This window comes from Rhizobium sp. P2_G2, assembly GCF_056403555.1.
In genome coordinates, this window is sequence record NZ_JBFUFF010000028.1 from 1 (window position 1) to 15,076 (window position 15,076).

Annotated in this window: 8 protein-coding genes and 1 pseudogene; 2 read left to right on the top strand and 7 right to left on the bottom strand. The window is 59.2% G+C overall.

Translation table 11 applies throughout. The annotated features are described in order from the left end of the window. The 7 genes and pseudogenes from AC1D06_RS20020 to AC1D06_RS20050 form a co-directional block, all read right to left on the bottom strand. On the bottom strand, nucleotides 1-1,309 hold a 1,309-nt coding region (locus AC1D06_RS20020; protein WP_477987603.1), incomplete at its 3' end, for an AAA family ATPase. Continuing rightward, entirely contained in the window at nucleotides 1,306-2,676 is a 1,371-nt protein-coding gene (locus AC1D06_RS20025; RefSeq protein ID WP_477987604.1) for a 3' terminal RNA ribose 2'-O-methyltransferase Hen1, read from the bottom strand. The genes AC1D06_RS20020 and AC1D06_RS20025, both read right to left, overlap by 4 nt. Nucleotides 2,677-2,905: 229 nt before the next feature. Further along, a complete protein-coding gene (locus tag AC1D06_RS20030) occupies nucleotides 2,906-6,346 on the bottom strand; it encodes a cadherin-like domain-containing protein (RefSeq protein ID WP_477987606.1) in 3,441 nt (1,146 codons plus the stop codon). A 178-nt stretch (nucleotides 6,347-6,524) separates the two neighbouring features. Then, on the bottom strand, nucleotides 6,525-7,160 hold the full coding sequence (locus tag AC1D06_RS20035; protein WP_477987607.1) for an NrsF family protein: 636 nt from the start codon (nucleotides 7,158-7,160) through the stop codon (nucleotides 6,525-6,527). Continuing rightward, nucleotides 7,147-7,713, bottom strand: coding sequence for a sigma-70 family RNA polymerase sigma factor (locus AC1D06_RS20040; RefSeq protein ID WP_477987608.1), 567 nt, complete (start codon nucleotides 7,711-7,713; stop codon nucleotides 7,147-7,149). The genes AC1D06_RS20035 and AC1D06_RS20040 overlap by 14 nt, the downstream gene beginning before the upstream one ends. Before the next feature lie 1,469 nt (nucleotides 7,714-9,182). Further along, a pseudogene (locus AC1D06_RS20045) lies at nucleotides 9,183-12,317 on the bottom strand (efflux RND transporter permease subunit); the annotation flags it as partial. A gap of 18 nt (nucleotides 12,318-12,335) precedes the next feature. Next, nucleotides 12,336-13,445 carry an efflux RND transporter periplasmic adaptor subunit gene (locus tag AC1D06_RS20050; RefSeq protein WP_477987609.1) on the bottom strand — a complete coding sequence of 370 codons (1,110 nt, stop codon included), beginning with the start codon at nucleotides 13,443-13,445 and terminating at the stop codon, nucleotides 12,336-12,338. Between the two features lie 254 nt (nucleotides 13,446-13,699). Here AC1D06_RS20050 and AC1D06_RS20055 point away from each other — a divergent pair, with 254 nt between their 5' ends. After that, the gene (locus AC1D06_RS20055; protein ID WP_477987610.1) at nucleotides 13,700-14,074 is read left to right on the top strand and encodes a hypothetical protein; all 375 of its coding nucleotides are present in this window, start codon (nucleotides 13,700-13,702) and stop codon (nucleotides 14,072-14,074) included. Nucleotides 14,075-14,197: 123 nt separating this feature from the next. After that, nucleotides 14,198-15,028, top strand: coding sequence for a hypothetical protein (locus tag AC1D06_RS20060; RefSeq protein ID WP_477987611.1), 831 nt, complete (start codon nucleotides 14,198-14,200; stop codon nucleotides 15,026-15,028). Nucleotides 15,029-15,076: the final 48 nt, after the last annotated feature.

Genomic DNA, 15,076 nt, shown 5'->3' on the forward strand with positions numbered 1-15,076 from the left:
GGCCTGACCGTTCGGCGACAACGGCGAGCGGCCGGATCGGCTCGGCATAGATCTGAGCCGCCGGGACACTGACCAATTGCTTTTCCGGCCAGCGTAGGGCCGTGAGCTTGCCGCCGAAGACGCAGCCGGTATCGATGCAGATCGTGTTGTTGATCCATTCGGCCTCCGGCGTCGGCGTATGACCGTGGACGACGGCCGTCTTGCCGCGATAGGCCGCCGCCCAGTCGCCGCGCACCGGCAAGCCGAATGCATCGATCTCGCCGGTGGTCTCGCCGTAAAGCGCAAAATCACGCACCGCTGGCGAACCGCGGCCGATCATCTCCTCCTTAAGGCCGGCATGGACGACAACCAGCCTTCCGCCATCCAGCCAGTAATGACTGCGGAGATCGCCAAGGAAGCGCTTGACCCGCTCCCGGAATTCAGGCGTCTCGGCTTCGAGCTGGTCGATGCTTTCCTGCAGGCCATGGGCGATCTTGACGTTGCGGCCGGCCATCCAGCGGTCGAGCTTCTGGTCGTGATTACCCTGGACGCAGAGCGCCTGGCCGGCATCGACGGCATCCATGACGATGCGCAATACGTCCGGAGTCTGCGGTCCACGGTCGACAAGATCACCGACGAAGACGAGCTTGCGATCGCCGGGCGGCGTCAGGACAGTGCGCTCCCCCTCCAGAGAAAGCCCGTACCCGAGCTCGGTCAACAGCGCCTTCAGCTCGTCGGCGCAGCCATGCACGTCACCGATAATATCGAACGGGCCGGTCTCCGTCCGCTTGTCGGTCCAGAGCGGCCGACGCTCGATGGTCACGGCATCGACAGCCTCGACCGAGGAAAGTCGCCAGACCTGGCGAAAGCCTTCGCGCTGCAGCCCACCAAAACCCTTGCGGATTTCCTGGATCATCCTTTGCGGCACATGGACGGAGAAATTGCGGTTGGGCCGCGCCTTGTTGCGGGCCACGCAGACATCCAGGCCGGGATCGATGACGATCGCCACCGGCAGCGCATGCCAGCGCCGGGCGACCTCGATCCACATCTTGCGATCGGCAGCCCGCACATTGGTGGCGTCGATGACCGCCAGCCTGCGGTTTTTCAGCCGCTTTTCGGCAATCGCGCGGACGAGATCGAAAGCATCCGACGACACCGACTGGTCGTTCTCATCATCCGAGACAAGCCCGCGGCAGTGGTCCGAAGAAATCACTTCCGTCGGCTGGAACCAGCGCGAGGCGAAAGTCGACTTGCCGGAGCCAGTGGCGCCGATCAGCACGACCAAGCTGAAATCCGGAATGTCGATGAGACTGGGGTCTGCGCTTTTCATTTTGTAAACACTGCCATCTGCGTCACCGGACCGAGTTCAGGATGGACATCGCCAATGCCCTCGTGCCGCACCTGATACCCATGGCTATCAGCCACCGCCGCGGTCCAGGCCTGGAATTGCTCCCGCGTCCATTCGAAGCGATGGTCGGGATGCCGCATGGCGCCGGGCACCATGCCCTCGAAAAGCGCGTTATATTCGGCATTCGGCGTTGTCATGACTATCGCGCGCAAGCCCGCGCCGAACACCACGTCCGCGAGATGCGGCAGCCGGTCGGGATCGAGGTGCTCGATCACCTCGATCAGCGCCGCCGCCTCCGCATCATGCCAGCGGCTGTCGCGATAGGTCAGCGCCCCATGCAGCAGCGTCACCCGCTCGGGCGATGCGCCACCCGGTTCGCCGAGCTTCAGCCGCTCGGCCGCGCGCTCCAGCGAACGCGTCGAGGCATCGAGCCCAATCAGTTTTTTCAGCGAGCGCTCCTTGAGCAGCCGCCGCAACAGCTTGCCCTCGCCGCAACCGAGATCGGCCACCACCGAGGCGCCGGATTCGACCAACACGCGCGCAACAGTGTCCTGCCGCAAGTCGTGCAGCTTCATCGGTGCTTCGAGGATTTCCTCGCGCCGATGGAGCTCCGGTGCAGCCTCCTCGGTCTCCTCCTCTTCCGGGGCGAGACGTGCCAGTGCCTGCCGCACCAGCCGCTTCTGCTTCTTGAGATAGCGGCGGACGATCAGGTCGCGCTCGGGATGGTCGGCAAGCCAGGTCCCACCCTTGTCGAGTAGTTTCTTGATCTCGTCCTCACCCACCCAATAGTGCTTGTCATCATCGAGCACCGGGATCAGCACATAGAGATGGGTGAGCGCGGTCGAAAGCTTCATCGTGCCTGTGAGCCGGAGATCGACATAGCGCGACGGCACACCAAAACCGTCGATCGTCACCACCTCGGCCTGCCACCCAAGCGGCTCGAACAGCGCCTTCACCAAACTCTCTTCGCCGCGTGCCGGCAGCGGCTTGACGTTGATTTCAAGCGGGATCGCCGCCTCCGCCAGCGCCTGCCGCTCGCGCGATGTACCGCTCATCGCCGTGCGAAAAATACGGTTCAGCGCGACGGCCAGGAAAGATGAGGCCGAATAGGGCCGGTCGTTGACATAGTGATCGAGCAGCCCCTCACCCGCGCCAGCACCGCGCACCAGCCCGATCGGATCGATGTCTAGCACCAGCGCTGCTTCACAGCGACTGTCATTGGCCTCCGGATAGAACACGATGCCGCGACCGAAGGAGAGCTCCACTTCATGCAGCCGATCGGGGTGTCTCATCAGCAGGAAACCAAGATCGCTGGCGGGCTTATGGGTTGTAGCAATGGAGAAGAACATGAAATCACGAGTTGCGATATGTCAGAAAGAGCTTTGGGAAGCCGCCGGGCCATAGCACCGTCAAGCGGATAAGGCGATCTCAATCAGATCAGTTGAGAAGCCAAGTGTTTTTCAAAGGACCAGATTTCGAAGTCGTTCCATGTCAAGACCGATCGCTGGCAAACAAGCGGCAGCCAGCGATCCGCGCAGAAGATTAGAAGACCGGTTGTTGCTCTTTTTCCACTACAACTCAAAACATGAAATCGCCATTGGCGAGGTGTTTGATGGAACCGACATCTTCAAGGACCAGTCTTGATCCGTCGGCCGCAGTGATAATCAGATCGCTGCCGACGTCCTTGATATGATGTTGAATCAGATCCTTGAAACTGGTGATGCCGGCAGCGTGGGAAAGGTCGATGAGATCGTGATCCGACCCCTTAAATTCGAAGTCGGTAATTGTGTCTTTGCCATACTTTGCCCCGAATATGAATATGTCACTCTGTCCACCACCAAACAGCCGATCATTGCCAACACCGCCGTCGATCACATTTGCCTGGCTGTCGCCGAACAATCTATCTGCAAACCCGGAGCCGGTTAGGTTCTCGATGCTGATATAGCTATCGCCATCGGCATCGCCGGTATTGTCTGTTGGCTTCAACAAACTCGCGACCAAACCCTTGCCAGTGCTGGCATAGGAAGCGGTATCACTCCCCTTGCCGCCATCGAGTTCGTCAGCGCCGTCACCGCCATCCAGCGTATCATTGCCGCCGAGACCCTGGATTACATCGTTGTCTGCCCCGCCATGCAGCGTGTTGTTCGCCGGTGAACCGACAATTGGTACCGTCCCTTCGTCAACATCTGCGACATAAATGGTAAAATCCCGATCGAACTTTGCACCGGATGAATCGGTGGCCCGAACCGTAATGTCGTAGGTCGCCTGGGTTTCGTAGTCGAGCGATTTGCCCTGTGCCAGTTCGATCTTTCCGCCGACAATGATGAAAGTGCTGTTTGGATTGTCGACGAGCGAGAGGGTAAGAGTGTCACCTTGATCTCGATCGATACCGGTCAAAGTTCCAACGACTGCGCCAGCAGCCGAGTCCTCCGAAATTATCGTCGCCGATAAGTCTATCTCCGTGGGAGCATGGTTGGTGGCGGCGATGTTCATTGTTCGCGTGGCGAGAACCGTCCCATCCTGATGGCCGTCGGACACGTCATATGTCAGTGTCAAGGTGCCATTGAAGTTGGCATCGGGCGTAACCGTGTAAGAATTATCGCCGTTTGCCGTCACGACGGCGTGGTCTGCTCCAATCGCGAGGATGTAAGGTGCATCCCCCTGATCTGCATCCGAGAAGCCAGCCAGCAGCGTTGCGGCTGTTACCGTGAATGGCAAGTCTTCAGCCTTGTCTGACAGAACGCCTGTAAGCGGACCCGTTGGCGCATTATTTGCCGCGTCGATATAAAGAGGCAAAAGCATGCCATGAGTGTTTCCGTGACCATCCAGCACATAGTAATGGAGCGTCAATTTACCGCTGAAATCGGCAGCCGGCGTGATTGTGTATGTACCATCTCCATTGTCAACTGCGGTCGCATTGTCTGACACCTTCACGGTCCAAACTGAAAGCGTATGGCCATCCGAATCCGAAAGGCCGGCGAGGAGATCGCTGGCTAAAACGACATAGCTGGTGTCCTCTTTCCCATGCACCAGTACTGCAGTCGGCGAACCGGTCACGGTTTCGATGGTAGCCGTCTGGATGGCGAGGCTGAATGTCTCAGTTGCACTTAGGCCACCAGAATCCGTAACGGTTACTTGAACGGAAATAGTCTTGCCGGCATCAGCATTGACTGGCGTGCCTGAAAAGCTCCGCGTCGCAGGGTCAAACGAAAGCCAGCTCGGCAACACGTCGCCGTTTGCGAGTGTCGCGGAGTAGACAAGCGTATCACCTTTGTCAGCATCGGAGAAAGTATCCGCGCTAACGGTGAAATGGAAAGCCTGACCTTCAATCGTGTTCTGGTCGAGAATTTCGTGTTCGCCAGTCGGCGCATTGTTAAAACGAAAGATAGTGTCGTCGAATTGGAATCTCTCGACGTTGGACACTAGATCGATCCCGCCAGAGCCGTCCTTGTGTCCGATGGTGTATGTGCCATCGCCGTTGTCGACAATGCGATAGTCGGAGAGCACCCCCGAATAGACGACAACGTCTGCGCCATCACCACCGTTTATCGTATTGTTACCGCTACCGCCGATCAGAAGATCATCGCCATCACCACCGAACATGCGATCATTGCCGTCACCGCCCACGAGAGTGTCGTTGCCACCAAAGGTGAGGATATAGTCGTTGCCCCCACCGCCGTTTACATTGTCAGCGCCCTCCGAAGTCTTGAATGTCTCATCGTGACCGTCGCCAGATGCTGTGATACTGTCGTCGAGCCCCATCGATTTCGCCTTCAAGAGCGTTGCGGTCCAGCCAACCGAGAAGGCGCTCAAAGGATTGGATGCGATAAGGTGGTTAATGGCATCGACGTTTTCGAGGTATTTTCGATAGTCCGAGGCTATCGAAAATATTTCAGTCAACGAGTTGAGGTGATCGTCAACTCCCTTTTGCTCGCCTTTCCAATATTCAAAAGCTTGCGCCAAGACCATGTCGCCATCAATGAACGTCATCCTTTTAAGGTCGGTGTCGATGGCCAGGTGCGTAAGATAGTTAAGATCCTCGCTTTTGACATCCGTCCCGAAAAGCGTGGCGGTGTATTGCTTACCGTCGACATGGCTGTATCCGATGTCGGCAGCCATAATCCCGCCGCCGAAAGCGTTTACGTCAATGCGACCTCCAACGCTTGCCAGCACATCGTTCATTGCGCTCAGGTAGCCGTCGCGCGCTTTCTCAACCGACGCCTTGATATTCGCGTCGGTTTTCTTGTCCCAGAAATTGTCTTGGTAGAATGTATTTCGCTCGGGATCGTAGCTCATATACGCAAATTCAATCGGCCGGTTATCTGACCACCCGAAGGTAATATGAATACCCAGCCACTGATCGAGAACTTGATCGAATATGAAGTCGCCGACAACAGTGCCCACGAACTCCGCTACACCGGGTGGCAAGAACTCCTGCGCGACAAGCGTACCAAGGAATACGCCGATTTGATCCTGCACACTATCTATGTCGACGATGGAATTAGCTAACTTTTTCCCCAAGTCTGCAGTAATCAAGTTGCTGAGGCTCGTTATGATTGAGGCGGCATCCAACCCTTGAAAAAAATCAAAGTTCGATTTGAAGCCACCATCTATCCACGCGTCTAGTTTTGACAATGCGCCAGATAGTGCATCTTTGCTTACAAGCTGTATGAGTTGCCCTTCCGGCGTGGAAATATCCACGTCACTCAAAGCCTTGCTCAGAAGGAATGATCCAAGTTTGTCGGCAACCTGCTTCCCCTCATCTTTTGCCCAGCTGGACAGCCAATCTCCGTCGACATCCGGCAGCAAAGCATCGACGAACCCTTCGATCGAGTCGCTTTCAAGTATGCTTTTTCCGACCGAGCTCAGAATATTGCCAGCAGCATGTTCTACGTCCTCGACTTTGACGTCGCCGACAATCTTAGCAAGCGGATCATCCTGACTGAGAACGATTCCAAAGTTTGAGTTTAGAATTTGCGCAATAGTCTCATCATCTATACTGACCGAGGCTGATGTCATCATGTCACCTGGATTTTAAGGAATGGCTCACCAAGTTAAATAGCGGCATTTCGCTTATTGCAAGTGGAATCCATACAGCCTGCGGTAATATGTATTTAGATAGCACAGTATCGAAATTTACTGTACTTCGTATCTGATCGCGAGCGTAGCGCGTAAACCAACTACCTCGCCCCGAAATTCACCATCGCAGCAGCCGACGCCCCACAAAAAAGCCGACAATTGTCACGATCGCGATCGCCAGCGTGTACCAGGTGGCGACGAAGAAGGGGCTGTCGTCGGGGCAGTGCCAGGCATAGATGGCGGCGGCGACGCCGCCAGCGGCCAGTCCCGCGACGGCGCCGGCAAGGCCAGGGCTTTCAGGGGCGCCGTCCCTCAGGACCAGCATGAAGCCTATGAGCGGCGCGATCGACAGCATCGGAATGAAGAATATGCAGAAGCGTGAATGATTGCCGACCATGCGCGACATCCAGGAATCGGATGGCGTCATCATCCCTTCCATCATGATAGCTCCGATGACCAGAACCAAGGGCAGGATCAGCAACAGGCTGCGCGCCTTGAGCGGCACGCCGGGCCGGCCAATGCGGAAGACAAGGCCGCAGGCAGCAACGGCAAGCGTCAGCGTCACGCCGATCTTGAACATCACGCGGGCAGTCTGCATCGCCTGCCCCATGTTCGGCCGCATGCCAATCGTCGCCAGCAGCAGGGCGATCGAGATGACCGTGCCGAGGAGCAGCGCCAGCGTCATGGCGCGGCCGATGCGCATTGGCACCGGTGCATCCTCGGCCAGCATATGGATCAGATCATCCGTCTTCACGCACATCACTCCGATATAGGGCGGCGAGCGCCTTGAGCGCGCGATGCAGCGCCACGCGCACGGCGCCCTCCGTCATTTTCAGTCGCGCGGCCGTCTCGCGCACCCCCTGCCCTTCGAGCGAGATCGAGCGCACGATATCGCGCTGCGGGTCCTTCAACTGCGTCAGCAGTTGTTCGGCATCCAGCCGGTCGGTGGCATCAGTCGAATCCGCTGCTTCCAGCGTCTCGATGAAATCCTCGATCGGCACGCTCACCTGCCGGCCGCGGCGGCGCAGCGCATCGATCATCTTGTTGCGCACGATCGTCGCCAGCCAAGGCCCGATCGGCCGGGACATGTCCCAGGTGCCGCGCTTGAGATGCACTGCCAGCAGCACTTCCTGCAGCACGTCCTCCGCCTCGCTCGCCGGCGCGCCGAACTGGTCACAGCGCCGCCGCGCGAGCGCACGGAGATAGGGCGTGACCGCCGTCAGGAAGCGATGATAGGCCTGCTTGTCGCCATCGATGGCGGCCCGCATCCAGATGGCCCACTGTTCTTCCTGCGTCGAACCGTTCACCCGGCAGATTCCCCTACGAAGCCGCGCACGTTTTTGTTACTCCACGTCATCGACAAAATGCATCCCGAACGCAAGTCCCTGGTTTGCAAATGCTTTCCGATCACATCCTTGCGCTCGGCATTGCCCGGCGTGACACCGCCGAACGAAACCTCATTCGCCCGGATGTCTGACTGGCACAGAGATATGCGCATTGCTTGCTCATCATTGCCGCCAACGGACCTGACGGCCACCGATTGACGACTTGGCAAGCCGATACTTCAGTCGGTGGGCAGTGACGCAACATCGATCAAAAAGCAAGTCTGCCGCAGCAGCTACCGGCGCCGCCTCGTCTTGAGCGCTGGCCGGCGTCGTCCGCCTTCGCTGCCAGATGGAGACGACTTGCCGGATGTCGGTTCAGCGGGCGTCGGCTTTTCGCTGGTGTCGGCTGGCGCGGCATTTTCCTCGACTGCCTCCGGCAAAGGCTGTTCGCTCTGTACAGTCTCCGCGGCCTCAACCTCATCGCTGGTCGCTGGTTCGTCCGAAAGGGACGCCGCTGCGCCTGCAGCGACTTCGTCCGCTGGAATGGATGCGACATCGTCCGCTGGCTTGGGAGCGGTGTCATCGGCTGCGCGTGACGTATCTAAAGCCGTGTCCTCTCCAGCCGACGTCTCACCGGCCAATTCAGCCAGGGCCTTGGCGAGTGCGTCATTGGCGGGATCGGCACGGGTCGGCGCCGTGTTATCGCCGCTGGTTTGCCCGTCCTGGCGATTCAGCGCGGCTGGATCTGCAACCTCGACCGCCGTGGACTCGACGTCTTTCGCAGACCCCATTTGAGCGGGCTTAGCCGTTTTGTCGACAGACTTGTCCGATGCGGCCTTGTCCTTCGCGGAATTGGCTGGGGCCTGCTTCTCCTCGGCTGCCGCCGTTGGGTTCGGCTTGGTGTCGACGGTCGCAGCCGCGGCCGAGGCCTTGCGCCTTCCATCGGATCGCGCCGCCTTGTCGGAGGTCGATCGGGTTACCGCTTCGCCTGCCTGAACCGTCGCGGGCTTGTATATCGTCGTATCCGCCGGCGGCCGCGCATAGTTGTTGTTCGCGCCGGACGTCATCGTATAGTCCGTCGCGAAAGTCGGGTTGGACGGAGGCGGACTGATATCGGCCAAGGATGATGGCTTGACGTCGGCGGACTTAGGCCGGCCGGCGTCGGCCTTCGAGGGCTCGATGATCTCGACGGACTTGGGCTGGTCGACAACATCAGAGACAGGCTTGTCAGCCTCGGCCCGTGACGGCTGATCGACAACCGCTGCCGGCGCTTCGACAATGTCCACCGGCGCGCTTCGGGCAACAGCATCCGGCTCAGGCTGTCTGGAATTTTTCGAGGTAGGTTCGTCGACTTCGACCGCCACGCGCCGCGTGGTGGCCGTCGGCTTCGGCTGATTCAAGTCCAGCGGCAAAGGCTGGTCGATCTCTTCCGATACATCCTCGTCGACGACGGCAACAGCGGCACGCTTGCGCCGCCGCATCCGTTCCTCGATCCATTGGACGACGACAAACATCGACGGCACGAAGACCACGGTCAGGCAGGTCGAACCGATCATGCCGGTAAACACCGCGATACCGATGGATTTCTGCGCGCTGGCGCCGGCGCCGGTGTGCAGCACGAGCGGCAGGACGCCGAGGATGAAGGCGATCGAGGTCATCAAGATCGGCCGGAAGCGTGTTCGCGCCGCCTCCACCGCCGCCTCGCCGAGCGACAGGCCTTCGGCGCGCAGATGCCGGGCGAATTCGACGATCAGAATGGCATTCTTCGCCGACAGCGCGATCAGCAGGACGAGGCCGATCTGCGTATAGAGATTGACCGGCACTTTCAGCACAAGCAGCGTCGCCGCCGTACCGAGCAGGGCCAGCGGCACGCTGGCGATCACCGAGACTGGCGCCAGCCAGCTCTCATATTGGCCGGCAAGCACGAAATAGACCAGCAACAGGCTCAGCGCATAGACGATATAGATCTGGTTGCCGAGCTGCCTTTCTTGATAGGACACGGCCGTCCATTCGGAGACGAAATCGCGCGGCGACAACGTCCCGGCGATCTTGTCGAGCTCGTCGAGCGCCTGGCCGGTGCTGAAACCCTGCGCCGGCGCGCCGATGATCTGTGCGGCCGGATGCAGATTGTAGAGGCTGACCAGTGATGGTCCGGAGACGCGTCGCACATCGGCAATGGCGCCGAGCGGCACCATTTCGCCGGTGGCATTGCGCAGCTTCAGCTGTTCAAGATCCTCGACATCGATGCGCTTGTCCGGCTGCGACTGGATATAGACCTGGAACACACGTCCGAAGAGATTGATCTGCCCGGCATAGGCCGAACCGATATATTGGCTCACCGTGTCGTAGGTGCTGCCGAGATCGACGCCCATCACCTCCGCCTTGGTGCGGTCGACGGAGACAGCAAATTGCGGCGCGTCGGCACGGAAGGGGCTGAAGGCCTGGCGGAAGGTCGGGTCCTTGCTCGCCTGTTCGGCCACACGAGCGGCTGCCTTCTGCAGCGCCAGATAGTCGAACTTGCCGTTGGTCGCCTCGATCTGCAGCGCAAAGCCCGCGGCATTGCCAATGCCCTGGATCGGCGGCGGCGGCAGCACCTGCGCCTTGCCGTCGGGCAGATTGGCGGTCAACTGATTGAGCTTGTTGTAGAGCGACAGCAGGTCCTCGCCCGGCTTGCGGACACTCCAGTCCTTGAGGATGATGTAGAGCACACCGGAATTGGCCTGGCTGGCATTGTTGTTGATCGCCGAAAGCCCGCTGATGGCGATGACATTCTCGACCACGCCGAGGTCTGCCACGCGCTTGCGCACGGTTTCGAGCGTCGTGCGCGTCCGCTCCAGCGACGCGCCCTCGGACAATTGCACCGAGACCAGGAAATAGCCCTGGTCCTCGATCGGCAGGAAGGCCGTCGGAACGCGCGACAGCAGATAGACCGAGCCGCCGACCAGCGCGAGAGCGACGATCACCACAACGACGCTGATCCGCACCATGCCGCGGATCATCCCGGCATAGATACGTTCGAAGACGTCATAGACGGCGTTGAAGCCGCGGGCGAAAATGTTGGGACGACGGTTGGGGTCATGCGCCTTGAGCCAAAGCGCTGCCTGCGTCGGCTTCAGCGTCATGGCGTTGACGGCGCTGATCAGGGCGGTCGCGGCAATCACCAGCGAGAACTGCCGGTACATCTGGCCGCTCAGACCAGGCAGGAAGGCCGCCGGCAGGAACACGGCGAGCAGGACCAGCGTGATACCGATGATCGGCCCGAACAGCTCGTTCATGGCGGCGATCGCCGCATCATGCGGCGTTCGGCCCAGGCGGATATGCCGCGCCGCCGCCTCGACGACCACGATCGCGTCATCGACCACGATGCCGATCGCCAGGATGATGGCGAACAGCGTCAGCAGATTGATCGAGAAGCCGCACACCGCCATGGCGGCGAAGGCGCCGACAATCGTCACCGGCACCGTCGTCGCCGGCACCAGCGTCGCGCGCCAATCCTGCAGGAAGACCAGGATGACGACCAGCACCAGGAGCGCCGCTTCGAACAGCGTGTGATAGACGTCGTTCACCGCCGCCGAGACGAAGCGCGTCGTGTCGAACGGAATGCTGTATTTCATTCCCTGGGGGAAGGATTTCGCCAGCACCGTCATCTGGGTGTCGACACGATGCATGACGTCGAGCGCATTGGCTTCCGGCAGGGTGAACAGCGCCAGCCCTGCAGCCGGCCGGCCGTCGATGGCGAAATCCTGGTTATATTGCTGCGCTCCGAGCTCGACGCGGGCCACATCGCGCAACCGGGTCACCTGGCCGCCATTGGTGGCGCTGGCCTTGATGATGATGTCCTCGAAGGATGGCACGTCGTTGAGCTTGGAATCGAGCTTAAGCGTGTACTGGAACTGCTGCCCCTTCGGCACCGGCGGCAGGCCGAGCTGGCCGGCGGAGGTCGACCGGCTTTGCAGATTGATGGCATTGATCACGTCGGCCGGGATCAGGCCGCGCGCCGCCATCAATTCCGGATCCATCCAGATGCGGACCGCATATTGGCCGGCGCCGAAGACGTTGACATTGCCGATGCCGGGAATGCGGCTGATCTGGTCGATCAGGTTGATCGTCGCGTAATTGGCCATGAACAGGCTGTTATGCTCCGGCCGGTCGGACGAGAGTGCTATGATCGCCAGGATCGAGGTCGAGCGCTTCGCCGTCTGCACGCCCTGCGACTGCACCGCGTCCGGCAGCGATTGCAGCGCCGACTGGACGCGGTTCTGCACCAGGATCTGCGCCTGGTCGGGATTGGTGCCGATGGCAAAGGTCACCGTCAGCGTATAGGAGCCGTCGCTGGTCGCAGTCGACTGCATGTAGAGCATGCCTTCGACGCCGTTGACCTTCTGCTCGATCGGCAGCGCCACGTCACGGATGATGGTCTCGGCATTGGCGCCCGGATAGCGCGCCGTGACCTGGATAGAAGGCGGCACGATGTCGGGATATTGCGAGACCGGCAGCTCGAACAGCGCCACCGCACCGAGGATGACAGTGAGGATAGCGATGACATTGGCAAGGACCGGACGGTCGATGAAGAATTTGGCGATCATGGTGCGGCCCGCCCCCGGTCACTGCAACTTGGCGACGACGTTGACGGCGTCGCCGGGCTGCACATTGTCGGCGCCTTGGACGATCACCCGGTCGGTCGCGGCGAGGCCCTTGACGATCTCACGCAGGCCATTGCCGGCGGCCTCGCCAAGCGTGACCACCTTCGCCTCGACGCGATTGTCCTTGCCGACAGTCATCACGGTCGGCCCTTCCTGGTCGTTGCCGATGGCGCTTTCCGGGATCACCAGCGCATCGGCATTGGTGACCACGGGAATGCGCACGCGAACGAACATGCCCGGCGAAAACAGCCGCTGCGTGTTCGGCATCATAGCCCGCACCGAGACCGTGCCCGAGGATGAGTCGAGTTCCGGCGCGATATAGTCGATCGTTCCGCTATAGGGATAGTTCGGATCGGTCGGCAGCCCAATCTCGACCTTGATCGGCCCCATATCGCCGAGCTTCTTGTGGCGCTCTGCCAGCGCCTCGCGGATCTGGATCACCTGCTTTTCGTTGACCGTGAAATTGACCCGCAGCGGATCTGGCTGGATGACCGAGGCCAGCTTCGGTGTGCTCGCCGCATTGATATAGGCGCCGACATCGATCAGGTGTTCGGAGAGAATGCCGTCGAACGGCGCCTTGATTTCCGTGTAGCTGAGATTGAGCTGGGCATTCTGCAACTGGGCCTGGCTGGCCGCGACCAGCGCCTTGGCCGTCTCGGCCTGCGCGACTGCCGCTTCGACGGTGGCCGTCGCGGTCAGGTTCTTTTTCTGCATGTCCTGCTGACGCGCCAAGTTGGAATTCGCCTGCGTCAGGTTGGCGTTCTGCTGGTCGAGCGAGGCCTGCGCCGAGGCAACGCTGATCTTGTAGGGATCCTGCTCGATGACGAATAGCACTTCGTCCTTCTTGACCGCTGAACCATCCTCGCGATTGACCTTTTCAAGCGTGCCGGACACGCGCGCCACGAGATCGACGCTGTTGATCGCAGCGATCGTGCCCTGCGAGAAAAGATAGCGGGTGACCGATTGCTTGGCGGGCGGTTGCGCGACGACCTTCTGCGCCTCCTCGGCCATTGCAGGCATGGCGACGGCGAGCGAAATCACGACGGCAAGGTTGCGGCAGTTCCAAGGCATCGAAATCCCTCCTGACGGCTCGGCGAGCGGTCGCATGTCACCCCGGACATAGACCGCCTCCATGACAGCACTATCCCATGTTCATGGCGCTCCGCCATGCCCGATTTGAAGAATTCACCACCCCTTTTCGCCAACACCCCTATGGTTGCACCTGGGAAATGTTGACTTTGCCCTACACTATGGCAGGCTCCGCATAGGAAGTCGAATATCTTCGCAGTCTCAGGCGTTTACAAAGCAAAAATCAGGAGTGGTCCATGCGCTGTGCGATTTTGGGTTTGTTGTTCTTGAGTGTCGCTTTTCCCGCTGCAGCCGAAGAGGTGGCGGAATGCTATTCGATTGGCGCGCACCATCCCTTCGGCAATGATATTTCCGCCGCCCGCTATGTCCGCTTCAACGGCACCAGCATGGTGCTGACCGGCCAGAGCGGCCGGCGTGACATGCCCGTCTGGCGGCTGGGCTGTGCGCCGACCGACAAGGGCCTGTTCTGCACCGGTCATCGGCGTGGCATGCGTGTCAATGTCACCGTCAACGGCTGGCAAATGAAGGAAATGGTCTGGGGCCGTGCGGGTTACTTTGACGAGCGTTTCCACGCCGTCTACAATTGCGACCGCGCCATCGGCCAGCCGTAAAAACGCGTCCCAAGGCTGCACGTAGAGCTATAGCTACATTGCTGGCAAGCTGATCAGCCGTTGCACCGATCTGCAAACGGTATTAGAGGCAGCATCAGTTATTCACATCACGAACAAATTGATATGCCAGAAAAAAATACTGCGGGATGGAATCCCTCCAGAAGAAACAAGAAAATCGGAACCTCTGACCAGGGCTTTAAAGCCAGGAATGATTTCGGCATTCCCTCTTCACGCCAGGACGACAGGTTGTTCTGGCAGAAACTAAGAAACCCGGCGGTTTTGCCCTGCACCATCGGCGACCACGAATTTGCCATTCTTATCGAGCCGACCCATGCGGATTACAAATATTATGTCTCCGTCTCCGATCTGATTGAGGTCATCAAACACATTCCTGAAGAGCATCGGCGCGACATAAAGGTCTTTGCGTTCAGGCAACCAAAAAGAAAAGAAGCCATATTCAGCCATGTGTGGGGCAGATTGGGATATCTTGTTTACTTTGGCAAATATTTTGGCCCCACTGTTTTCATCGAGGCTCAGCCCATTGGTCTCACCTACAAGATAAAAAACGACATCGACGCCGATTTTGCACAGGAAATTGAGAGATTAAAGCAGGAAGGGCACCAGATTGAATTAACAAAACGACATTTCGAAATCCGCTCCACTCCTCAAGCCATCAGAAATACGCAACTTTACGGTACACTTATCCACGAGATAGGCCATCAAGTAGACTATTTCGAGAAGGTAACGCGCCCGGGCGAAGCGGAAGACGCAGATGACGATTTACAAGAGCGTTATTTCTCTCTGCCAACCAAACAAAAAGAGCAATTTGCCGAAAGATATGCCATAGAGATGGCTTTAAAGCTAAGAAACAAAGGCATTATACCTTTCGATCCATTACCGATTTCAACCGAACATTATTCCAAGATCAACCCGGAATGGTTCTATTTCGCGTAGCCGGTTCTGTTTCGCCTGAATCGGGGTGGAAATGGTGGGCAACGAGTG